This window comes from Sphingobacterium sp. SGR-19 (genome assembly GCF_011043555.1).
Lineage (GTDB): Bacteria > Bacteroidota > Bacteroidia > Sphingobacteriales > Sphingobacteriaceae > Sphingobacterium.
This window is the reverse complement of sequence record NZ_JAAKGS010000001.1, coordinates 592537-615899: the sequence shown is the minus strand read 5'-3', so window position 1 is coordinate 615899 and position 23363 is coordinate 592537. Positions and strand designations below refer to the sequence as shown.

General features: G+C 43.2%; 26 protein-coding genes. 17 read left to right on the top strand and 9 right to left on the bottom strand.

Annotated elements, in window-relative coordinates:
• Window positions 1-11: 11 nt before the first annotated feature.
• From G5B43_RS02730 to G5B43_RS02715, 4 genes are all read right to left on the bottom strand, one after another.
• Window positions 12-1664, bottom strand: a complete 1653-nt coding sequence (locus tag G5B43_RS02730) for a RagB/SusD family nutrient uptake outer membrane protein (RefSeq protein WP_165293165.1) — start codon at window positions 1662-1664, stop codon at window positions 12-14.
• Window positions 1665-1685: 21 nt separating this feature from the next.
• The gene (locus G5B43_RS02725) at window positions 1686-4886 is read right to left on the bottom strand and encodes a TonB-dependent receptor (protein ID WP_165293164.1); all 3201 of its coding nucleotides are present in this window, start codon (window positions 4884-4886) and stop codon (window positions 1686-1688) included.
• A gap of 220 nt (window positions 4887-5106) precedes the next feature.
• Window positions 5107-6255 (bottom strand): FecR family protein, encoded by a 1149-nt coding sequence (locus G5B43_RS02720; RefSeq protein WP_165293163.1) that lies wholly within the window; start codon window positions 6253-6255, stop codon window positions 5107-5109.
• Window positions 6256-6327: 72 nt separating this feature from the next.
• Window positions 6328-6924: an RNA polymerase sigma factor gene (locus G5B43_RS02715; RefSeq protein ID WP_165293162.1), complete on the bottom strand. Its 597-nt coding sequence runs from the start codon at window positions 6922-6924 to the stop codon at window positions 6328-6330.
• Window positions 6925-7299: 375 nt separating this feature from the next.
• On the opposite strand from G5B43_RS02715, the gene G5B43_RS19480 reads away from it, so the two are divergent.
• From G5B43_RS19480 to G5B43_RS02695, 5 genes are all read left to right on the top strand, one after another.
• Window positions 7300-7431 carry a hypothetical protein gene (locus G5B43_RS19480; RefSeq protein ID WP_262887150.1) on the top strand — a complete coding sequence of 44 codons (132 nt, stop codon included), beginning with the start codon at window positions 7300-7302 and terminating at the stop codon, window positions 7429-7431.
• A gap of 75 nt (window positions 7432-7506) precedes the next feature.
• The gene (locus G5B43_RS02710; RefSeq protein ID WP_165293161.1) at window positions 7507-8391 is read left to right on the top strand and encodes a hypothetical protein; all 885 of its coding nucleotides are present in this window, start codon (window positions 7507-7509) and stop codon (window positions 8389-8391) included.
• 62 nt (window positions 8392-8453) lie between these two features.
• Window positions 8454-9491, top strand: a complete 1038-nt coding sequence (locus tag G5B43_RS02705) for a histidine kinase (RefSeq protein WP_165293160.1) — start codon at window positions 8454-8456, stop codon at window positions 9489-9491.
• Window positions 9488-10216: a LytR/AlgR family response regulator transcription factor gene (locus G5B43_RS02700; protein ID WP_165293159.1), complete on the top strand. Its 729-nt coding sequence runs from the start codon at window positions 9488-9490 to the stop codon at window positions 10214-10216. Before G5B43_RS02705 ends, G5B43_RS02700 begins: the two co-directional genes overlap by 4 nt.
• A gap of 134 nt (window positions 10217-10350) precedes the next feature.
• A complete protein-coding gene (locus G5B43_RS02695; protein ID WP_165293158.1) occupies window positions 10351-10662 on the top strand; it encodes a helix-turn-helix domain-containing protein in 312 nt (103 codons plus the stop codon).
• Between the two features lie 174 nt (window positions 10663-10836).
• Here G5B43_RS02695 and G5B43_RS02690 read toward each other — a convergent pair whose 3' ends face one another.
• Complete coding sequence (locus G5B43_RS02690) at window positions 10837-11208, bottom strand: hypothetical protein (protein ID WP_165293157.1); 372 nt, start codon at window positions 11206-11208, stop codon at window positions 10837-10839.
• A 253-nt stretch (window positions 11209-11461) separates the two neighbouring features.
• Between G5B43_RS02690 and G5B43_RS02685 the strand changes: the two genes are divergently transcribed.
• From G5B43_RS02685 to G5B43_RS02670, 4 genes are read left to right on the top strand one after another with little or no spacing between them, the layout of a single operon-like run.
• Window positions 11462-11923 carry a fibronectin type III domain-containing protein gene (locus G5B43_RS02685; RefSeq protein ID WP_165293156.1) on the top strand — a complete coding sequence of 154 codons (462 nt, stop codon included), beginning with the start codon at window positions 11462-11464 and terminating at the stop codon, window positions 11921-11923.
• Window positions 11924-11926: 3 nt separating this feature from the next.
• Window positions 11927-12397 (top strand): DUF5675 family protein, encoded by a 471-nt coding sequence (locus G5B43_RS02680; RefSeq protein WP_165293155.1) that lies wholly within the window; start codon window positions 11927-11929, stop codon window positions 12395-12397.
• Between the two features lie 10 nt (window positions 12398-12407).
• Window positions 12408-12602, top strand: a complete 195-nt coding sequence (locus G5B43_RS02675; protein WP_165293154.1) for a hypothetical protein — start codon at window positions 12408-12410, stop codon at window positions 12600-12602.
• Complete coding sequence (locus G5B43_RS02670) at window positions 12583-12756, top strand: hypothetical protein (RefSeq protein ID WP_165293150.1); 174 nt, start codon at window positions 12583-12585, stop codon at window positions 12754-12756. Before G5B43_RS02675 ends, G5B43_RS02670 begins: the two co-directional genes overlap by 20 nt.
• 112 nt (window positions 12757-12868) lie before the next feature.
• Here G5B43_RS02670 and G5B43_RS02665 read toward each other — a convergent pair whose 3' ends face one another.
• On the bottom strand, window positions 12869-13531 hold the full coding sequence (locus G5B43_RS02665) for an NAD(P)-dependent oxidoreductase (RefSeq protein ID WP_148918942.1): 663 nt from the start codon (window positions 13529-13531) through the stop codon (window positions 12869-12871).
• A gap of 70 nt (window positions 13532-13601) precedes the next feature.
• Here G5B43_RS02665 and G5B43_RS02660 point away from each other — a divergent pair, with 70 nt between their 5' ends.
• On the top strand, window positions 13602-13970 hold the full coding sequence (locus G5B43_RS02660) for a winged helix-turn-helix transcriptional regulator (protein WP_148918941.1): 369 nt from the start codon (window positions 13602-13604) through the stop codon (window positions 13968-13970).
• Between the two features lie 86 nt (window positions 13971-14056).
• Here the strand turns inward: G5B43_RS02660 and G5B43_RS19675 are convergent, their stop codons facing one another.
• Window positions 14057-14404 (bottom strand): DUF6169 family protein, encoded by a 348-nt coding sequence (locus tag G5B43_RS19675; protein WP_410528476.1) that lies wholly within the window; start codon window positions 14402-14404, stop codon window positions 14057-14059.
• A gap of 136 nt (window positions 14405-14540) precedes the next feature.
• Window positions 14541-14690, bottom strand: a complete 150-nt coding sequence (locus G5B43_RS02655) for a hypothetical protein (protein ID WP_165293153.1) — start codon at window positions 14688-14690, stop codon at window positions 14541-14543.
• Window positions 14691-14844: 154 nt separating this feature from the next.
• Between G5B43_RS02655 and G5B43_RS02650 the strand changes: the two genes are divergently transcribed.
• The 6 genes from G5B43_RS02650 to G5B43_RS02630 all read left to right on the top strand — a co-directional run bounded on the left by G5B43_RS02650 (window position 14845) and on the right by G5B43_RS02630 (window position 19723).
• A complete protein-coding gene (locus tag G5B43_RS02650; RefSeq protein ID WP_165293152.1) occupies window positions 14845-15090 on the top strand; it encodes a DUF5675 family protein in 246 nt (81 codons plus the stop codon).
• Window positions 15091-15182: 92 nt separating this feature from the next.
• Window positions 15183-15338, top strand: a complete 156-nt coding sequence (locus tag G5B43_RS02645; protein ID WP_165293151.1) for a hypothetical protein — start codon at window positions 15183-15185, stop codon at window positions 15336-15338.
• A complete protein-coding gene (locus G5B43_RS02640; RefSeq protein ID WP_165293150.1) occupies window positions 15319-15492 on the top strand; it encodes a hypothetical protein in 174 nt (57 codons plus the stop codon). Before G5B43_RS02645 ends, G5B43_RS02640 begins: the two co-directional genes overlap by 20 nt.
• Before the next feature lie 480 nt (window positions 15493-15972).
• Window positions 15973-18204: a glycosyltransferase gene (locus tag G5B43_RS02635; protein WP_165293149.1), complete on the top strand. Its 2232-nt coding sequence runs from the start codon at window positions 15973-15975 to the stop codon at window positions 18202-18204.
• A gap of 277 nt (window positions 18205-18481) precedes the next feature.
• Window positions 18482-18604 carry a hypothetical protein gene (locus tag G5B43_RS19475; RefSeq protein ID WP_262887149.1) on the top strand — a complete coding sequence of 41 codons (123 nt, stop codon included), beginning with the start codon at window positions 18482-18484 and terminating at the stop codon, window positions 18602-18604.
• Window positions 18605-18652: 48 nt separating this feature from the next.
• Entirely contained in the window at window positions 18653-19723 is a 1071-nt protein-coding gene (locus G5B43_RS02630; RefSeq protein WP_165293148.1) for a fatty acid desaturase family protein, read from the top strand.
• Window positions 19724-19738: 15 nt separating this feature from the next.
• Here the strand turns inward: G5B43_RS02630 and G5B43_RS02625 are convergent, their stop codons facing one another.
• Window positions 19739-20959, bottom strand: a complete 1221-nt coding sequence (locus G5B43_RS02625; RefSeq protein ID WP_165293147.1) for a RelA/SpoT domain-containing protein — start codon at window positions 20957-20959, stop codon at window positions 19739-19741.
• Window positions 20960-22378: 1419 nt separating this feature from the next.
• Between G5B43_RS02625 and G5B43_RS02620 the strand changes: the two genes are divergently transcribed.
• On the top strand, window positions 22379-23341 hold the full coding sequence (locus G5B43_RS02620; protein WP_165293146.1) for a S41 family peptidase: 963 nt from the start codon (window positions 22379-22381) through the stop codon (window positions 23339-23341).
• Window positions 23342-23363: the final 22 nt, after the last annotated feature.

The window sequence follows — 23363 nt, the reverse complement described above, 5'->3', positions numbered from 1 at the left end:
ATTGGTTTCTATTAGTTATACCCAGGATTCTGTTTCAATGGATGCCCGGTATTGGCGTCAATAATCCGTTGTGGAAACGGTAAAAGTGTATGGAATGGCTGAATGCCGGCTCCACCGTTCCGTTCACCGGATGCAATGGGGTTGTATCGCCGTGTCCGTTCGATCAATTTCCCTGTACGCATAAGCGTTTCCCTACGCGGTTCTTCCGTTACAAGTTCGCGGGCTCGTTCATCGAGTATATAATCCAATGTAACCTCGCCTGCCGACACAGGTGTCGCATGGGCACGTTGGCGCACTTGATTGATGTAAAATGCGGCACCATTACTCTCACTGTTGTTCCCTTGCATGTGTAAAGCTTCCGCAAGCAGTAAATAAGTGTCTGCCAGTCGCAGATAGGTCTGGTCTGCATAAGAATAACTTTCTCCATAGCGAGAAGGATTATCGTACGTCCAATCCCATTTTCGGGTACTGGCCCAGATATGGTTATTGGTGGTCATTTGAGATGCAGACATTTGGCACACGACCGTATTCCCATCCCGATCTACGTAGCTTTTTCGAATAGCGTGTTCGCTAAATCGATCGTCTGATGATTCGTATAGGGAGAATACCCAGGCCGTGATTGCAGCACGCCCGATACCCCGGCCACCGTATTCGGGCGAATAAGCTATATTCCGGTTGTTATACGCCGACACCCAGGTACGCCGCATCGTATTGCTGTACGCTCCAAGGATATTGTCGACATCTGAATTTGGAAATACCCATAGCGCTTCGGTGTTGCCTTGGCTGGGGAGTATGTTGCCGTCATAGAATTGATCCATAAACGCGCACCCCGGTTCATTTCTACGGACACCATATCGCTCGGTAATGAGTTGGTAGTTCGGATTATCAATCACAGCCTTGGCCTTGGCTTCTGCTTGATCGGGTTTGTTTTGCCAAAGGTACAGTTCAGCTAGGTAATGCTGCGCAATCGCCTTTGATAAACGGGTGACGTCGTTGGAATTATCTGGCAACCATTGTTCTGCGAAAAGCAGATCTTCCTCAATAAGGGCCTGAATACTTTCTACCGGATCCCGTTGCCAATCGTCGCGGTAGTTCTCCCCGGTAATTTCCGTCGTGTTGATCGGTACTGCACCAAAGGTCATGACGAGGTGGCGATATGCCCATGCACGGATAAGCCGAGCGTGAGCGACCATTTCATTTTTATTTATTTCATTGTCCGCTGCATTGCCACCCTGCCAATCGACATCCGGATCGCCGGAACGGGCAATGAGCAAATTGGCGGAGCTGATGCATCTGTATAAGATCAGGAATATACCTGGTCTTCCTTCGGTGTCACCATTTAAAAATTGCATCATTCCGTTTAGGTCGGCCGTTGTATATTGGTTGAGGCCTCTCGTCCACGAGAGTTCTGTATTGGCCCAGCCAACGTCGGTGCCGATCTTCCAAATCACACCTAGTTCGGCGGATTGAATGGGTTCCATTCGTTCCTGCCTTGGGAAATGGAGTAGCGCGTTTTTAGCCAGGCGAAAGCCGTTCAGATCGGTATAGAGATTATCTGCATAAGTCTCGTCTTTTGCAATTTCGTCGAGAAAGCTGTCGCTGCAACCGGCCGTCATTACGGTCAGCGTTAGGAGTATGAATAGCTTGTAGGCGTGTGTTTTCATGATTGGATGTAATTGAAATGGTTAAAATCCGATCCGCGCACCGAAAAGAAAGCTTCGTATTTGCGGAATGCCGAAGTCCGATTCGTATTCGGGATCCAGCCCTATGAATCGGGTTAACGTTAGCACATTTTTCACGTTGGTAAAAAGTTCTAGACGATCTATGTTTATTTTATTGGTAATCGATTGGGGTATTTTATACGCCAACGAAATATCGCTTAAGCGAATAAAGGATGCGTCGTTTGTCTTTCCAAAATAATTGAGTGAATAAGGATTGGAATCATCTCGATTGGCGGGGTAAGTGTTGGTTTTATTTTCCGGTGTCCACCATTCCCGTTGCCGGATAGTTGTTGACCCATTGAAATAGGTGTTCATATGCTCGGTAAAACGGGTCGCTCCTTGAGATGCATATATAAAGAAGCTTAGGGATAGATCCTTGTAGGCGAGTGTATTGGTGAGACCTACGGTGTATTTCGGGAAGTTCTGGCCGATGATATGCCGGTCATCCACCGTGATGATACCGTCGTTATTGTGATCCTTTATCCGTACATCGCCTGGTCTTGCGGTGGGCATATGTGAATGGAGTATGTCGTCGGTTTCTTGCCAAATCCCGTCAAATCCATAGGTATAGATGACGCCAATGGGCCTGCCGATAAACCAGCTGCTGGCTACATTGTCCAACGGGTTTCCATCGTCATCAAACAAACCAACATCTACAATTTCATTTTTGGCGTACGTAAAATTAGCGTTGGTTCGCCAAGAGAAGTTATCACTTTGCACATTGATAGAAGATAACGCCACCTCTATGCCGCTGCTCTTCGTCCGACCAATATTCTGTCGGATGGTGGTCACGCCATTGATCTGGGGGATCTGTTTGTTCAACAGCAAGGCTCGGGTATTGGAAAAATAGGCGTCGACCGTTCCGGATAGTCGGTTTTTAAGTATAGAAAAATCCCATCCGATATTGAGCTGACGCGTGGTTTCCCAACTAAGGGTAGGATCGGCTAGCTGGTTGGGATAGAACCCGATCAACGGATCGCCTGCATTATCCAGATAATATTGATTGGCCATGGTCGGCATCGACGAATAGGCACCGATGGCCTGGTTACCACTTTCGCCCAATGATAGCCGCAATTTCGAACGATCTAGCCAGGTGAGGGATTCCATAAAAGGTTCCCGCTCCATATTCCATCCAACAGCCGCAGAAGGGAACACACTGTATTTATTGTTCGCTCCAAAAGCGGAAAAGCCATCACGCCGCACCGTGAAGGTAAACAAGTACCTGCTGTCGTAACTGTAATTCGCTCGAAACATTTGTGATAAGGAAGATTCCTTGATATATTGATCGGATGGGGTTAGCGTGGTAGCCAATCTGAATTGATAGTAGGACATGTGATCGCCCGGAAACCCTACACCGGTATTGTCGTGAAATTTCGTTTCGTACGCCCGGGCGGTATACACCCCCGTTAGGAAAACATTATGGCGTCCGAAATCTCGGGTATAACTCAGAATATTTTCAATAGACCATTCTTCTCGGTTTTGATTGTTGACCGTCGCTGATCCCCCCACCTGACTGCCCCGTAACGTGTTTGAGGACGAACTGTACTGTTCGATCAGTCGTGCGCGGTAGTTGTAACCCGTTAAGGTCTTGAACGAAAGCCCCTCCACAAATGGGAAATCGATCTGGATGTAGTTGTTGGTCAATATCCGTCTGGCTACATCTTCTTTTTGGATGTTTAATCCTTCCAATGGATTTACAATATTCAGATCGTCTGGATTGGGTTGGAAATTCAATTTTCCGTCTTCGTCATAGGGTGCTGTCAACGGATTCATCCGGCTGGCGTTACTGATGTTGGCTCCCTCGCCGGGACGGTCATAATAGCCGATGGTAGAGGCGGTACCGAACGTTAGCCAAGGGGTGATCTCGGTGTCCATATTGATCCGCAGTGCATAACGATTGTATACGTCATTACGTGCTACACCATCGGTTCGGGAAGCGTTTCCTGCTATAAAAAACTTTGTTTTTTCTGCGCCGCCCGAAATGGATAGGTTGTGATCCTGCTTGAAGCCGGTCTGTGTGGCGTAGTCCAGCCAATCGGTATTGACACCGTTCTGGTATTGCTGTTCCTCAAACGAACTGACGAATCCCATGCGTCGTTGTTTAAAATTATAAAACTGGGTGGCATCCATCATATCTGGCCGATTGATGATGTTGCTGGTACTAAGCATGGATTCCAGCGCCAGACGAGTTTTGCCCTTAACGCCTCGCTTGGTGGTGATCAACATAACGCCATTCGCTCCGCGTGCTCCGTAAATCGCGGCAGAAGAAGCATCCTTGAGTACTTCGATCGATTCGATATCGTTCGGGCTTATTTCCGAAAGGAATCCTTCGAACTGAATGCCGTCTAATATGATCAATGGTCCGGCATCGGCGTTGATTGAATTCTGTGCGCGAACCCGCAGCCGGGTATCTCCTTCGGCACTGGTTCCTGTGTTGGTGATGTTCACCCCAGGAAGCTTGCCCTGTAACGACTGTACGACATTGGAGTAGGGCGTATTTTCCAGCTCTTCCGGTCTGATGGAGACGATTGCCCCGGTTACGTCGCTTCTCTTCTGGGTGCCGTAGCCCACCACGACAACTTCATCCAAGCTGGCGTCCTGCATCTTTAAGACCACATTTATTTCCTTTCTCCCGGCAATGGAAACTTCTTGGGGAGCATATCCTATATAGCTGAAGACTAAGTTTGTGTTGCTTCCGATAACTTCGATGTCGTACAGTCCTTGAGCGTCTGTCTTGGTTCCGGTTGTCGTTCCTTTAAACTGCACCGTTACATCGGACATCGGCTCGCCCTTTTCATCCGTAACGCGCCCTCGAATCAGTTCTTGTTTATATTGTACGACGGACGATAGGGGCTTTTGACTAACGGTTTTCTTTTCTTTAATGATAATAATCCGATCGCGTATTTCGTAGGTAAGCTGCTGCTCGGCAAACAATAATTGCAATGACGTTTCCAATGTTTCATTTTGCAACGATATATTCACTGGTCTGGCATTTTTTAAGATTCTGTCATTATAAGAGAAGTCGTATTTGGTCTGTTTGCCTATTTGTTCCAATGCACTGGAAAGCGTTGCATTTTTTAGCGTCAGACTTATGGTTTGTGCTGATACCTTAGCCGTAGCCTGAAAACTAAATGCCAGTACCAATAATACAATAGTTTTTATCACGATAAAGGTTTTTAATATGTGTTTATCAAGGTGAAAAGATGACTTCATTACATAGCTTCTTTTCTCCTTGCAAACAAAGTGAATATTCATAACTTTGTTGTTTATAGGGTTATATTATTCTGTTAGCGATAAATAAATAGAATGTTAGCTCCTTACTAGCCAAGGTATTCCACTACCTTGGCTATTCTTTTGAAGAGGATGCCAAACAACGTAAACTTTATTATTTCATAAGTTGTAGCCTCCTCCCTTTGATCTTAAATTTGACATTGCTTATCTCTTCCAGGGCATACAGCACACTGGACAGGTTTTTATCTCTTTGTATAGATGCGTGTACTTTAATATCATCTGGTATGTGTGTATAATCTACATCCAAGTCATACCATCGTTCGATCTGACGTATAGCTTCGGGCAATGGTGTGGCCTTGAACCTGAACTCTCCGTCTTTCCAAGCAACATATGGTGCTACATCTATCGTGGAAACTTCAAACCCCTTTTGTCGTAAAACCGCTTGCTGTTCGGGTTTAAGTATTTGTGATGTATTATTTTTTACGCTGTTTAGCTCGACACTGCCACTGATTAAGGTGGTGACGGTGTGAAGTTCATCGGGATAGTCATGGACGTTGAATGTTGTGCCTAGTACTTTCAGGTACTGTGATTTGGTCTTCACAATAAAGGGCTGTTTTGGTTTATGGGTTACTTCAAAATAGGCTTCTCCTTTCAATTCTACCATTCGTTCATTACCTCTAAAAGCAGTTGGGTATCGTATCGAAGATTCTGCATTAAGCCATACATTAGTACCATCGGGCAATACGATCTGATATTGTCCTTTGCGTGGCGTGGATAGCGTGGCATATTGCGTTGCCGTATTTTGCGTAATTTTTGAGCCATCGGTATATGCAAATCCATTTTCGCTTATAGCAATGCCGGTTTTATTTTCGTTCAACACGATAGATTGACCATTTTCCAGCGTAAGGGTGGCACGGTTGCCACCCGGTCCTATTTCTATATTGTGCTGGTCGGCAAGCTCGACTTGCTCGATAGGTTGACGGCCAAAATAATAAAATGTCCATGTCGAGACAAGTAGTACGGATGCTGCAATGGACAGACCAATAAGCAATTTTTTGATCTTATCTTTTTTGCTTCTGGTTTGTATCTTTTCCATCAGCAAAGAACGATTTTGTTCCACCATTTCGAGAAGTGGTTTGGACAATGTCTGTTCTTGCTCAATATGAAGAAGTTCCTGCTCCACAAGGGACTTGAGATCGGCCGAATATTCGTCTAGCTCAAAGTACCGTAACAAGATGCTGAGCTCCTCTTCGGTACAGGAATTGTTTAAATAGCGTTTGAATATATCGTCGATATACGTCATGGCAAACCTCGTTTAATTATATAGACGAACCAAATGAAATTGTTCTCGGCTTCAGTTTTAAAAAAAACGAAATTATTTTAAAATAATATAGCTCGCTATGGTAAATAAAAGGTGTGGATAGTTCTCAGATAGCTTTCCCTTGAGAAAATCGGAAGACTTTGCCATGTGATCTTTTATTGTACTTATCGAAACACCAAAGTAAACAGACGCTTCTTCGTAGGATTTGCCTTCGAGTTTAATCAATCTGAAAACCTTTTGTCTCTGTGGAGGTAGGAGTGAAATTAATTGCTCTAATATAGTTGATGTTTCTTTATAGCTTAGCAAGGGTTCTATATGATCGTAAGATAAATTAATATGGACGGCGAGTTGTTTTTCCAACTCTTTGTCTTTTGAAGCTTTACGATAGAAATCTATAGACAAGTTTTGGGCAATAGTGAAGATATACGCTTTTAGATTCGTACCTTCTGTTAAGCTTTTCCTGTTATTCCATAATCTCAAAAAGGTGTCCTGGTGCAATTCTTGAACAACAGCCTGTATCTTAATCAACTTATGTATCTTATACGCCAGTTGGGCAGCATATAAATTGTATACCTGTTCAAATGCCGACGAATCTCCATCCCGCAGCTTTTGCAACAGTTCCCTCTCATCAGTAAAAGGCGGCCTACACATTGAACTAGGTTTGTATAAATTAATTAACGGGTCAAATCTAAAGAAAATATTCTGTAAAGAAAAAACGGCTGGTACCTGATAACTTTTCATTCCAAGATCAAGCGAATAAAACACAGATATGGCGTAAACGACGTCTATATGGCGTAAACGACACTAAATTTTAACCTTCAAATAACCCATTGCAGCATGAAAATTGGCACGAACGCGAATACGTTATTTACGGCGTTTAGGCTGTAACGTACGGTCACATTTTTTTCTTTTCGAAAGGGTTTATAAGATTTGGGCTGTTGGATCCGACAAAATGAGAAATATCTTCCCAACAGAAAGGTACAAGCTGCTGGGGGATAAATGGTAAAATTTTAAAGATAAAGCAACATGGAAAATCTACAGGTATTGTTCAACAGAGAGCCTAATGTACAACCATCGGAAGTATTGACTTGGTCCGAGATCGTTCCATTTTTGGAGGAAGAACCTACCAAAGAAAGATGCCCGATATTTACGCTGTAACGCATATTAGACGCTAACGTTCAGAAGGGTGGGGGCAATGAGCCGCCCTCCCTTCTTTGATAAAACCTTTATAACATGAACAAGACATTATTTGAGTGGCCTTTTGCGCTCTTTAGTGCACATATCCACCATTTTTTGCCGCATATCCCATGGCAGGAACATGAAGATTTATACAGGCGTTTTGAGGCATTTCACAAACCCAAGCAACATAAACTTTTGGAAATCGAACATACCGCCGATATACAGATGTTGCTCCAACTTGAACCGGCTTTGCTCTGCCTATACCATTTGGGAAACCATTTTGAGACGGTGCTTGCATTGGGGAAGGTCGGATTAAGTTTCGATCTCCTGCTAGATAGGGCGGTGTATAGACGCTATGAATCCACTTTTTGGGGGTTACAGGCACAACTCCAACGCAATGGCAGCGCATACCGTTTTTTATTTAGCGACGACCGCGCTGTGCTGCTAAAAATGAGATCCGCCTTGCGGGGGCAGAGACATGTCGTCGTATTTGCCGATGGTAATTCAGGCACGTTAGCAGGGAACAAAGATCTGCGTACGGCAATTCGGTTCCTTGGGGGAAGTTTGCAGGTAAAGCAGGGAATAGCGATGATAAGCCATGTATTACAGGTGCCGATTATTCCTCTGTGGATGAAAGAAGTAAGCGGAGTTTGCAAGCTGAGCGCGGTAGAGCGAATTGATCCGGGTGTGTGGGATGATAGGCGGGGATTTATAGGTCACGGTATGCAGTCCTTATACGATCGGTTGGAAAAGAAGGTGGCCGACCGACCTTGGGTATGGGAATGCTGGGGTTACTTACATCAAAATGGAAGTTTCGATCCGGCAAATTTGCTTCCCTTCCGGAAACAGCGACTGGGCACGAAAGAGGCATGGATACCTATACAATGGCGGGGGCGAATGGCGCATTTTGATCGTGTTTCGTATCAATTAATTCACTAATTAAATTTTTATTTTTTTTCGAGATTCATTAGGTTTACGTACATCTACTAAACCTAATGGATATGACGTGTTCAAGATCGTTAATGCCTGTGCTGGCAATTATCTTTATTATTGCCCTCTATAGTCTTATGTGGAATGTAAATGCGAAGTATGTAGAAGATCATATCCCGCATCGCCATATTGCCGCTGTGGTACTATTGTATGCGGCCTACTATAGCGTGCACCTGCTCTGTTTTGATATGGTATGGAAAGGAGGGTGGGCAAGGCGGATAATTGGCGTGGTTGGCATCACCGTACTTTACTGGACATTATTTCCCGTGATGTATAAGCTAATACAAGAATGGATGCCTACTGTTGGTTTGCAGTTGTTCGACGATACGGTTCCTTATAATGAAGCAGATTTTCGCAAACGGCTGATAAGTCCTTATATAATCGTGGTGAGCATGGCTGCGTTTACAGTGGCGATAACGCGTTTGATACAACATCATTTCGAAAAGAGGCAGCTACTAAAAAAATTGACTGGTTTGCAGCAGCAGTTTATCAAGCGGGAGATAAAAACACATTTTATCAGTAATATTTTAAGCACAAATATTGGTGCGGTACTCTTGGATTCTAAACCTGATCAAAAAAAGAAAATTATAGCCCTGATTGAGTTGCTCGCTTATTTCAATAAGGTGGATCAAGGACGTATGGGTTTGGTATCACTTAAACAAGAGCTACGGCAACTCAAACATTTTATAGCAATGATCAATCAGCAATATGGAGAAGGGACGGTAATGTGTACTGGGTTGGATAACGGCAACAAGTCGGAAGATGTTATACCATTGGGCATACTGCTTTTACCGCTGGAGAATTGTTTAAAATATGCTCGTCTGGACCCTAGATATCCGGTAAGATATGCAATTAAACGAGTGGATGGAGGCGTGGAAATTCGATGTGTCAATTATATCGATTGGAGGGGCGTAGAATCAATGGGCAGTACAGGTAAAGGTATCGAGATGGTCGAAAAGCAGATAAGCGTGCTGGGGCTCCCCATATCTATTACCGTGCAGCAGGATGGAGGAAAATTCTTTTTTACGATAAATATAAATAAGAGATGAAAAAGTCTGTTTATACGTTGCTGATGGTGGATGATCAGCCAGGAAGTATTATGATCTTGCATAGTTTATTGTCGGAGTTTCCTTTTTTGGAGGTGCTGCCTATCGAGTCTGATCCGCTGAAGGCGTTTACATTTTTGCGGGACAACCCGGTAGATCTGCTGTTTATCGACATGCAGATGCCGGATTTGGATGGTATCAAATTGCTTAATCTACTACAGAAACCACCTGTATTTGCAGTATGTTCGGGCTATACCAATCAAGCCTATGATGCGTCGAAGAGGGGAATGATAGGATATATTCCGAAGATGCCTGCTATAGAGGACCTGGAAAGCTTGCTGTGGAGAATGATAGCGGAAGTAGATCGCCGTGAGGAAGAGAAGAGGGATGTAGCGAGGATCAATGTCGTCGATGTGAATCGAATGGAATTCAGCCTGCTGGTCAGTGACATCCGCTATATTTCCAGCCAAGATAAAATTATGTCGATCGTCACGACCAAAGAGACTATTTGTGTTCGCTCGAAGTTGGAGTTGTTGATGGAACTATTACCCAGCGGCTTATTTTCGCGGGTACATCAGAGCTTTATCGTAGCCCTTGATGCTGTTGTCGCGCACAATGGTAGCGAGATTAACTTGGAAGACGTGGAGCCGATCATTCCTATCGGTCGCAAGTACAGGGAACAGTTTAATACGGATTTAGCAACATACCGATATTTTGCATGGAAATAAGAAGATAGTATCTACTATAAAAGAAAGGAGGTAACCATGATAGAATAGCTTATCAACAACTCGAAAAATAGAATTAATGCTCCGTGTTCATTTTATGAAGACACGATAATCCTAACCTTATAACACGATTTATAATGAACAATGATACTTGTGGCCACGAGCCACGTAAATGCGTACAATGTGCCATCTTATTGGCCATCTTAAAAGCACTGCATATTGATGTGGAGTTACCGCAAAACTGTACGGCTGCTCCGAAACCGGATGAAATGCACTTACTATTAACCCGAAAGGAAGTGATGCATAAGCTGAACATTAAAGATAGTACCTATACCCGTTGGGTAGACCGCGGTATCTTGGTGCCGCGGATAATGGGAACCCGACATTTCTTTACCGAATCAGATCTTGACCGTGCTTTCGAGGAAAGCAAGCGCAAAGGCAAGCGTTAATACGTAAACAGCTTTAGACGCTTTAATCGCGCAAGGGGAGGTACATCTATCATCGTGCTTCCCCTTTGTTTTTCCGTACGCCGGCGTCTTGGCGGCGTACGACTAGAACCATATGCCGGACTACGGCACGCTTCTTTCGTATGGGGCAGCGATATATTCACACGTCGAGGCAATTTAGTTGCCTTTCATGTTTGTCTCCCTGTATGGAATATTCATGGTTCCCTGTACCGAGATGATACTTCCGTCCATCATGCTCATTTCCCTGTGTGCCTGGAAGCAACTTCTGTGCGCTAAAGCATTCTCGGCATACGGAAACATGTATGCGTTGGGCAACGAAATTGTTGTCCCGTACACCGATATGAAAAAGATAGACAGGAGCTTGATCAGGTAGGGCAACGAAACAACGTCGGCGTACGACGACGTGATACTTCCGCCCATCGATAGGATACTTCCGTCCGCCGACAGGACATTTCCGTTCGGGTTGCTGACGCTGTTGTCGTCGTCATTAGTGCCCATTTGTGCCCAAATGTGCCCATCTGTCGTCATTTTCCGTTAAAATTTTCCGGCTCAGACCACTTTTGTTGCCACAGCGAGGGAATGGGCCCTGCTGCTAAAACATTATGTGATGAACATAAAACAACAAGCATTGGGCGGTTTCACCAAGGACAGCGATGAAACCGTATTGGTCAAAGGAAAAACGGTGCTGCTTGCCATGACGGGCAACGCCAACTTTGAAACACCGGAACCAACATTGGAAGCGGTGACGGAAGTTCTTAATGATTATGAGCAGAAGCTATCCATGGCAAAACGACGCGGCAGTCCGGAGGATACAGCCGCGAAGAACCAGGCTAGGAAAGCGACGGAGCAGATGCTGAAGCGCTTGGCATTCTACGTGACACAGACAGCTGATGGCGATCTGCCGAAACTATTGAGTTCGGGGTTTGCGGTATCAAGTTTACCGCAGAAGGATGATGTGCCGTTGCCAGTGACAGGGATTACCGTGGGTGACGGACGGCAGAAAGGACAGATGCGATTGGATTTCGACAAAAATCAGTCGGCCAAATTGTACGAATACCAATTGTGCCAGATCGACGCACATGGCTTACCGGATGAATGGGGAGAATCATACACGACGAGCTCGTCAAGGCTCAATATCATCGCCCCGTTGATACCTTATCAGCGCTATGGCGTGCGGGTGCGGGCAGTGAACGGCTACGGCCGCTCGGATTGGTCGGAGATGGTGTCACACGTCGTGCGTTAGCGGATGGAGATCCATGTAAAACGCAGCAGGCAGGGGAAAAACAGTACCCTGTCTGTTCTCTACATCGATGGCGAACAGGTCTGTTATGTACTGGAAGATTCGGTTCGGGATGAGAAGATCAAAGGGAGTACCGCCATTCCTGCAGGTCGCTACAAATTGGCATTCCGACGCTATGGTGGTATGCACGCGCGGTATCACCGGTTATTTCCCGATTTTCATAAGGGGATGATACAGCTGATGGATGTTCCGAACTTCTCCTACATCTATATCCACATGGGTAATAATTTCGCCGACACGGCGGGGTGTCTTTTAGTTGGAAAAACAAAGAAATATTTCAAGAAAATGCATGAATTTGAAATCCGACAATCGAGAAAGGCCTACATCCCGCTCTACAAGCGGCTTGCAGCGATGATGGAAAAAGGAGATGTGTTTGTAAAAATTCACGAACTGAGTTCACGCAGAATGAACTTATAAATAGCATAAAATGAGACAGATAATAAGAAAAATAAGCCAAGCGGTACAGGTGGTACTGCTGGCACCGATAAAATTGCCAGCGAAGGCATTGAATGTATTGAAATACGTTGCTGTAGGGTTAGGTATTATCGAACAGGTGATACAGGATGAGGATACTGAGCGAAAAACGGAAGGAAAGGAGGGAAATGATGAGGCCGCTGAGTAATGTGCAACTGGGTACCCTCGGCGGTACGATCTGCTCGGTTTGGAACAGCTTCGACTGGAGTAACCTTGCACATACGGCTTTGATGGCCGTGGTGGGTGCGGCGGTCAGTTACTTAACCAGCCGTTTGCTGCAGGGTAGGAGGAGACGACGTTAATCTACGTTTTATTGCTCCATAACGAAACCACCTGTAGCGTATGCTACGGGTGGTTTTATGGAAAAACCATAACGCACGGGTATGGACATAGGCTTCGATCACCTGTACGAGTTTAGCTACTAATAGCAGGGGCCTGTTTGATGTATGTGCTGTCTGTGACCTGTTGTAGCAGAAAGTCGGCCATATCTGCGCGAGAAGTAGTAAAACTAAGCCTGCCCTGACCTAAATATCCTGACTTGACATGGTTAGACCGGGCCTTATTATTTAAACCTGCAACTCTGACGAGCGTCCAATCCAAATCCGAATTTCGAACAATTTCGGCGATCTTACGAAGTTCTGAAACGGCGTTGCGGTACTGGCGGTTGAATAATCCCAAGAGTTTCAATACGCCTCTTGTCATACCTAGGAGTAGCGCAAATTTTTTATCAGGCAGGTCTTTGCTGTCTTTTGCATTTGAAGTGGAAACCACAACGAGGCGTTTTACCTTAAATTTTTTCATAGCTTGAATGATGAGTTTTGTCCCTTCGCTTACACAGCCTACTGTCTCTATGACCACATCACTGCCTTCTATGGCCGCTTCTATTGCTGTTTTATCAAGCATGGTGCCTTTTATAAGGGTTAAGTTAGGGTGTTGAATAGTCATTTTCGAAGGTGTCCGGGCATAACCGATTACCTTGTGTCCTGTGTCAAGAGCTTGTTGCACGAGTAGATGTTGCATGCGCCCTGTGGCTCCAAAAATTGTAATTGTCATTTTATTTGTTTTTTTAAAGGTCATGAATTTTTAGTGTAAATTTGTCATGGATTAACTACTGGTAACTAAGTGAAATTTTGTAATCTTATAAATAATGAAGGTTAAATCAAGAAGAAATGTGTCTGCTGAACAATGTAATGAAGCCATGTTGGCTTTAAGAGATAGCATTGAAATTTGGGGCGGAAAGTGGAAACTGATGATTTTGCTTTACCTGACCATAAAAGTGAAAGAAAAAAATTTCTTTATGGAGATTGTCAGAGGAATTCCCGGCATTTCGGGTAAAATGCTATCCAAAGAATTGAAGGATTTGGAAATGAATAAACTTGTCGAACGTATTGTACATACTACTGCACCTATAACGGTAGAATATGCTATTACGGAATACGGTAAGTCTTTTGTTCCTGTTGCTGAAAAATTATTGCAGTGGGGAATGTCTCACCGAGAACTCATCAAGGCAAAATAAGTTTCGTCTCGCCAATGCTATCACTATGTTTTATACAACAGGGGGGCTTAGCTGTTTGTTGTCGTCGTTGTTAGTGTTCCAATTACTTATTTATCTTCGTTTAAAACCTTTTCTACTTGGTTGTAGATAGAGATGAGCTTCTCGTACTGGGTATTTTTTTTATGAAACATCATAGACGTGTATAGGATTTGAGGAGATGTTAAATGTATATCAACTTTTATAATGTTGTCGAGCTTTATAATATCCTCTTGATACTTGGAGTATTTATACCATCGGCTAAAAATTTCATGGCGTATTTTTGATTTTTGGTCGTCATCCGAGCATATGTAAATAAGGGAGTTTTCTGTTTGTTGAAAGAATCTCTGAATGATATTTTGGATAGTTCTAGAAACTTTTGCATCAAAAGGCTCAAGTTCTTCACTTGCTTTTTCCACTATTAATTGATAGACATTTTGTATCTCTTCGCCAGAGATAGACGAAAAAGATTCGTCCACGACGAAAGCAACTCTATATAAAATGCTGTTTTTGGTTACGAAATTGTACGTACTGGTAATGTCGTCAAAAACGTAGTTATAATGGCTTTGCAAACTTAATACCTTTTTTATTCAGTTCTTTAAGAGAGGTTTTTCCCTTCATGTATGAACGCACGGATTCCTTATCAGCAATCATTTTAGATACTGATTTGACGATTGTTTCTTTTTTGATCTCTTGCTTTTTCATACCGATACAAATATAACAAATTATTTTCAACTAATTATTGTCGTCGTCGTTAGTGCCCTTTTGGGCCCATTAGTGCTTTTTTGTCGTCGTTTTCCGTTAAAATTTTCCGACTCCGACCATTTTTTGCCATGACGAGTGAACGGGCCCTAAGGTTATGATACAGCTGATGGATGTTCTGAACTTCTCCTACATCTATATCCACATGGGCAATAATTTCTCCGACACGGCGGGGTGTCTTTTAGTTGGAAAAACAAAGAAATATTTCAAGAAAATGCATGAATTTGAAATCCGACAATCGAGAAAGGCCTACATCCCGCTCTACAAGCGGCTTGCAGCGATGATGGAAAAAGGAGATGTGTTTGTAAAAATTCACGAACTAAGTTCATGCAGAACGAACTAAGTTCACGCAGAATGAACTGAGTTCATGCAAAATGAACTTATAAATAACAGGAAATGAGATAGATAATAAGGAAAATAAGCCAAGCGGTACAGGTGGTACTGCTGGCGCCAATAAAATTGCCGGCGAAGACATTGAATGTATTGAAATACATTGCCGTAGGGTTAGGTATTATCGAACAGGTGATACAGGATGATAGCGACAAACCAAAAACGGAAGGAAAGGAGGGAAATGATGAGGCCGCTGAGTAATGTGCAGCTGGGTACCCTCGGCGGTACGATCTGCTCGGTTTGGAACAGCTTCGACTGGAGTAACCTTGCACACACGGCGCTAATGGCCGTGGTCGGTGCAGCGGTGAGTTACTTGACGAGTCGTTTGCTGCAGGGTAGACGGCGCAGACGATAAACAAAAACCCCCGAAGCGCTTCGGGGGTTTTTATGGAAAACAGGCACAGCGTAGACCTCCGGAGCACTACCGACTTTTTGCCTGCACTGATTTCCTTACTGGCACCACAATTTTTAACCGAAACGACTAACAACCGTAGTGCTTCTATGTCATCCACACGTAACAATCTTGTAAATAATATTTAATTAAATTATTTGTCGTACATTTATATACGTTAATGTAATGTTTTGGATATTTAATTAATTTGCAAATTCAAACACCATTTCCGAAAGATGGTGGTCTCCATAAAAGTTGAGCGTTTCCGATCGTTACGGTACGTGCTCCACGATCACTCTCCGTTCAATGCAGTGCAAGGGAACCGCACTTACTATCCGTACTTAATGTTCTTTGCCTACTTATTTATGCAACGTCCTAACTGCCCATACTTTGCGGGATAAGGACGCCGGTGCGCGAAGATTTCACATCTATTCAAAAACATATATGACACCAAGAACAAAACGGGAAATAGTATTCCTGTCCACTTTTCCGCCACGTGCCTGTGGCATAGCAGCATATACTACAGATCTGATGACGGCAATTTCTGATCAGTTTCTACAGGCCTATTCCCACGTCCCTATACCAATAGAAAATGACGATGAAAGGCTTTCATATGATTTCATGAGTGATCACGTGCTCAATATATCCGATGACGACTCTTTCGGGATCTTGCTGGCCTATCTTAACCGGTCCGATAAAATTGACCTGGTCTTCATTCAGCATGAATTCGGACTCTTCCGAGGCCAAAGCGAGAGATTTCAGGAATGGCTCTCCCAGATAGAAAAGCATGTTATTGTAACCTTCCATACTGTATTGCCGTGTCCTGATAAAAAACTCTTCAAGGAGGTAAACGCTATAGCGGAGGCGTGCGCTAAGCTCGTCGTAATGACCTACCATTCCGCGGATATTCTTACTAGCGACTATCAGATCAATCCCGATAAGGTCATTGTCATCCAGCACGGTACGCACCTGACCCCGGCGACGGACAAGAATGAGATACGCGAGCGATTTGACCTTAAAGGGAGAAAGGTACTCAGCACCTTCGGTCTGCTAGGTCCCGGCAAAAGCATCGAAACAACCCTGGAAGCGTTGCCCAAAATTATAGAAAAGGCGCCAGAGGTCATTTTTCTTATTTTAGGGGTGACACATCCAACCTTATTTCAATCCGAAGGCGAACGGTACCGTCTCGTACTTGAAGAATTGGTCGATACCTATGGGATCGCAGAGAATGTACGGTTCGTCAATCATTTTCTATCAACGGAGGATCTACTTTCGTACCTTTTGGTGACAGATGTCTACCTTTTTACCTCCAAAGATCCATTACAAGCCGTAAGCGGTACATTTGCCTATGCATTGAGCTCTGGATGCCCGATCGTGTCGACACCGATACCACATGTATGTGAAGTGTTAAAGGAAGATATGGGGATTATAATAGATTTTAACGCACCCCTGCAACTGGCCAGCGCAGTCAATCAGATACTGGACGACACAGTACGCTTGGACAGGATCCGGCATATCAATATACAAAAAACCGTGGCCACCTCGTGGCCTAATGTTGCCATAGCGCATATGGAACTATTTGAAGATCTTATCGGAGGGGGGAGGAAGGTTATTTATTCCCTGCCACCGGTTAACCTTGACCATGTTCTCCGCATGACGACAGACATCGGGATGGTACAGTTTGCTGATATAAGTTCGCCAGACCTGGAAAGCGGTTACGCACTTGATGACAACGCGCGAGCACTAATAGCGATACTGCACCATTATAAATCCTATCAGGCAGATGAAGACCTGGCCTTGATCCAAACATATCTGTATTTCATTGCCCGATGCCTGCAGGAAGATGGCACCTTTCTAAACTATGTGGATAAGCAGGGGCGTTTTACCGAACAGAACGAACAGGAAAATCTGGAAGATGCAAATGGTCGCGCCATTTGGGCGTTGGGTGAGCTGTTGGGGATGGCGCAGCTACTGCCGGAAGCGTTCACCAAGATTGCCGGCGATTTGATGGAGCGCGCCTCGGTTAATTTTTTACGCTACTATTCAACAAGATCCATGGCTTTTATAATGAAAGGGTTGAGCTGTGTAGCAGATCGGAGCTATCATGCCCAACTGGATATGCTGGCCGCTCGACTGGCTGCGATGTTCGGACACGAAAGCAGGGACGGGTGGCATTGGTATGAGCCTTACCTAACCTATGGCAACAGCTGCATCCCCGAGGCGATGCTCTGTGCCTATGAAATTACAGGAAAACCGGAATATAAGATCATTGCCTATAAATCGTTCGAGTTTCTGTTAGGCCAGGTGATGGCAGATGACGAAATACATGTTGTTACAAACAAGGGGTGGGCACATCGAGGAAAACCCCGGAATAATTGCAGGGGAGGGGAGCAGCCCATAGATGTCGCATACACCATTATAGCGCTTGATCGTTTTTACCGTATAGACCACGATAACCGATATCGGGAAATGCTGGTCACATCATTCGAGTGGTTTCTTGGTAGGAACCATATCAGGCAGCACGTCTATAATCCGGTTACAGGTGGATGCTTCGACGGTCTGGAAGAAAAGGTTGTCAATATCAATCAGGGGGCGGAATCGACACTTAGTTACTTAATGGCCAGGTTAATTATGGACGGATACATTCAAAAGAAAAAGACTTCCGAAACTTTCTAGCTTTAATCCTTTGAATATCAACTATTATTCGTATCTTTAAAAATAAAGATTCGCATTAATTTAAATCCCTTTCGCGAGTCCGATATGAAAATAAAACATACTGTTTTATCCTGAAATTTTTGCTGGTTTACCGACAAGCAACCTTCTCTTTAAAGCACGTAATATCTCTAGATTAAACAGGCAACAGGGCGCCGATTGGATGCCTTCATGTCTATCGTCGAGCAAGCACGCCGCGCGAGTTGACATAATAACGTTAGTAAACTAAAAAATATACATCATGAGCAAAGATCAAAAAAAGACTAAAAGCACAAAAGAGAAGACACAGTCTTCCTACCAAAAAGAAAAAGACAGCCCGTCCAAGGACACCGTTGATAATGTCTTCAGTAAAAAAAAGAAATAACAGGTTGACGGCTATGCCGTCAACCGTTTTTTAATAACATTACAGCATATGAAAACAACAACAAAATTTAACAATGTAAATACACTATTTTCAAAATCGCTTAAAATGCGGGTCAACACGTACTTCGGCGCGCAGGGGAAGCTAAGGACGGGGGATTGGAGGATCATACTGAAGGCTGTTATTCTCTTGGTTTCATTGTCGATAATATATACGTTATTGGTGGTCGTGCAACCACACTGGGCTGTCGGCACGCTCTTGTGTGTAATCCTGGGAATTAATCTGGCAGCAATTGGATTTAACATTATGCACGATGCCGGGCATAACTCGTTCTCCCGCAGCAAGAAAGTGAATACGCTTCTTTCATATACCTTGAACCTGGTAGGGGGCAATATTTATTTCTGGAAACTGAAACACAATATCGCACACCATACCTACACCAATATCGACGGGGAGGACCACGATATCGAGATCAAATTCATGCGTATCCACCATGATCAGCAGCTACGTAAACATCATAAATATCAGCAATTCTATTTTATCATGCTGTATGGCCTGTCCTATCTGGCCTGGATTTTCTTTCAGGATTATGAAAAGTATTTCCGCCAGAGACTCGGTAGGGATTCCGATAAATTCCCTTTTCCGTTAAGGGAAAAAATTATTTTTTGGGTGAGTAAGACCTTCCATTTAGTAATATTCGTTGTCGTGCCCGTGATGGTGATAGGGTGGTTACCGACATTGATAGGTCTGCTGGTTGCCGGAATGGTGTGCGGAGTTTGTTTAGCGACCGTTTTTCAACTAGCACATGTTGTTTCAGAAACGGAATTTAAAACCATTGAAGCCGATAAGGTAGAAGAAGAATGGATGATCCATCAACTCCAATCGACGGCCAATTTTGCCACAAAAAACAGGATACTTACTTGGCTGCTGGGTGGGTTGAATTTTCAGGTCGAGCATCACCTCTTTCCAAAAATAAGCCATGTTCATTATCCAGCTATCAATAAGATTGTGCAACAAACATGTGACGAATTCCAGGTGAAATACCTCGAATTTCGATCTTTCAGGCAGGCATTTAAGTCACACGTGCTCGTGCTGAAGCACATGTCCGGGCCGATTAGCTAGACGTCCGAAGGTTACTTATGAGCTTGCCGGTGCTGAAGAGCTCTGAAACTTGCTTGTAACCTTCTGCGATAGATCCATGAGCTCTGACAAGCTGTTTTCCAGACTTTTTTTGGAGGGTATGTGAACGCCGTGTAGGATATCGTTACGTAGTTTTCTCGACCGTTCGAGTGCCGCCATTTCTCCCTTGGTTAAACGGCCCTGGTGCTGTATTATTTTAAGAACATCGAACGCCGTCTTCTTACGTTCTGTTTCTTCAGGGAAATATAGTTCCGCTACATTGTTCTCCAGCTTTACCCAACACAAAATATACGCTTCACAGCTGGATATTTTATGGTAGGCAATGCCAAGGTTTTTAAAGTAAGTCCTAAGACCTACCCGGTAATTAAACAACAACATATTCAGTAACTGGTCGGTCGCCGAATCTTTAGAACTGACATCGATATCATTGATGAATTCAATGAATTGATCAGTATCTAACTTTTTTATGGTGCTCAGATAATTGTTTAGCAGGGAGGTGTCACCAATTTTGATTTTATTTTTATGCTTTTTGTCAAAAGCACTGACCAGAAAATTGGTTAACTCGTACTTGTTGGTAATGTCACTCTTCCGTTTCGTACGTTCCGCCATGGCAGACTGCAATCTTTCCAAAGCGATTTCCCCGCTCAATACCATGCCATTTATCTCATCCAATATAGATAACTCTTCCTTTGATAGGTTGCCAGAGTAGGGTTTATAGACCAGATCGTGTTCAACTTCGGACCACGCATGCATTAAAACCGAAGCAACTTGGATTTCTGCGATGATGTCTCTGTTTTGTTTCTCTCTGATTTCCCCCGAAAACCTGATCCTATAATGGGTCGCCCAATAACCTGAAAATCGCTTCGCGTGTTTGGGGGTATGCGCTTCGGTTGGAAATATTTTTTTCTTTTCAACGTTGAATATATCGGTGATTATTTCGTCGATGATGTCCCGTTCTGAAGGGAAATATAAGGACACACGTACACCCGCCAGGTCAACGACATCTTCTAGGATATCCTCCTTAGAGTAATAGTGTTTATCAGCGTTTCGCTTGATCAGTTTATCTCTTAGCCTGTCTTTTTTTTTAGCCCTAAAGGTAACGATCGCTTTGATTCCCCTCCTAAAAAGTTGATCTTCAATTTGCTCGGCGATAGCTTGCGATTGCCGTTGGTAATAGTCGGGGTCGTAATATTTTATAAAATCATCGATCAGTTTCATAGTGGGCGCATCATGGGTCGTGACCTATACAAGGACGCAGCAAACATAAGCTGCGCGTGCCAATAACGGCAAAGCTTGATTTTAAGCCTTTTGCTTAAAGGAACAAGTACAGCGAAGAATAGTTTCAGAGGGCATGAAAGTGAGCTACATTTTCTAAGAAGCTCTTTTCTTACGTTACTATTACCGTTTTACCCCATAATTTGACTTCCGCATGATCGTTGCATAAACCTCGTCCATAAATAACAAAGTCTGGAGGTTCTTGTTGTATTTCCTTTCTTCGAACAAAAGGCTGTAAAGCCCATCGGTTTTTATGGAAGTAAAAATAAATTTTGAAAGTTGCAACCACGAGGGCTTGGGTGGTTCACATTTAACTTGACACTTGATAATGTAGCAATCATGTAGTTCTTCCTCGCTATAGTTGACCGTTAGTTCCTTTGCTTGTGCATTGGGAAACTGTAAAATGATGTGTTTATCCAAAGTTGAAATAGAGATAATGAAAAGTAGAGGCTGTTGATGCCCAAAATAACGATCAAATAGACATATGCCCTGATAGTAGACAAGTTACAAATTATAATTGATAAAACCTAAGGAATACCGTGCATATATCTCAGACTGAGGGCTATTGCATCTTTTATTCAGTTCTTTTCAATTCAACTAATTAACGTTGTCGTCATAGCGCCCATTTGTGCCCAAATGTGCCCATCTGTCGTCGTTTTCCGTTAAAATCTTCCTGCTCACACCACTTTTGTTTCACAGCGAGGGAATAGGCTCTGCTGTTAAAACAATATGTGATAAACATAAAACAACAAGCATTGGGTGGTTTCACCAAGGACAGCGGGAGTATTTTAGTTGGAAAAACAAAGAAATATTTCAAAAAAAATCATGAATTTGAAATCCGGCAATCCAAAAAAAAGCGTACATCCCGCTCTACAAGCAGCTTGCAGCCATGATGGAAAAAGGAGAAGTTTTTATTAAAATGCACGAACTAAGTTCATCCAAAATGAATTTAATTCACGCAAAATTAACTTTTAAATATCAGAAAATGAGATAGATAATCAATAAAATAAGCCGCGCGTTACAAGTGGTACTGCTGGCGCCGATAAAATTGCCGTTTTAAAACATAAGAAATTCTATTATCCATTTTTCATTCTTAAAGTAACTTCCCCAATATTGTAAGCGTAAACAGAAGAAGGAACAAATGTGAAGTTGATTTCACTAACAACTTTGGTATCTTGTTTATCATCTACTTTATTTTCTTATTTAGTCAAAAAAAGTAAAAATAAACCATTTAAAACATGTCTATTTGTACATTTTTTGACCATATAGATATTTTTTGAAAAATTAGAGAGTTTATTTTTATTGTTTTTTGTAACGTTCCATTTTATAATCTTGAGTATCTTTATGAAATAATAGCAAGTTATGATCATTAAATTAATCGCGCCGCTCATCGTATTGATCTTATGGTTTCAAAACACGAATGGACAAATTTTAACAAAAAAGGACATCAAGCTAATCACCAATCAAATCGAAAATCTGATCAATGAACATTATGTTTTTCAGGAAAGTAAAGGAAGAATTGTATCAGAATTTGAGCAGAAAGTAAAAAGTGGCAAATATGATGCAATAACGAATCCCGATAGTCTCGCTGGGATACTTTCGCACGATTTGAAATCGATCAGTAATGATGGGCATTTATATGTACGCTATTTAAGCACTAACGATACGGTTAAAAAAGATGTAAAAGATTGGGAGAAACAGGAATTGGAGCGGGAAATCCGTTCGAACTATGGCTTTCGGGAAGTGCAGATATTAGAAAATAATGTAGGTTTTATAAAAATCACGGAGTTTATGCATCCGCAGCGTGCCATGCAAACGGCTGTAGCTGCAATGAAACTCGTAGAAAATACAGATGCACTTATTATCGACTTGCGGGGAAATGGTGGTGGTTATCCAGGCATTATGGAATACATTCTGAATCATTATTTCGATGGGCCACCCACATTGCTGTCAACAACTTTTTTCGGTGATAGTACCTTGCATCCCGCTCCGAACTACACCTCCGACCTCGTGTACGGGAAGCTCAGGTTAGGTACGCCGTTATACATCCTTATCGATAACAAGACAGCTTCTGCAGCAGAATATTTTACCTATACCTTACAAGCCCATAAAAAGGCCGTGGTAGTAGGAGAGACATCAGCGGGAGCTGCCAATATGAATTCGTTTTTTCCACTGCCCCATAATCTTCGCATTTCGATCTCTACTGCCTCTCCTATCAATGAAATAACAAAGACCAACTGGGAACAAAGAGGCGTTCAACCTGATTATCCAACGAATGCCGAAGATGCAAAAGATAAAAGTGTGGAAATAATCCAATCCAATTAATACAAGGGAGATTAAAGTTGGT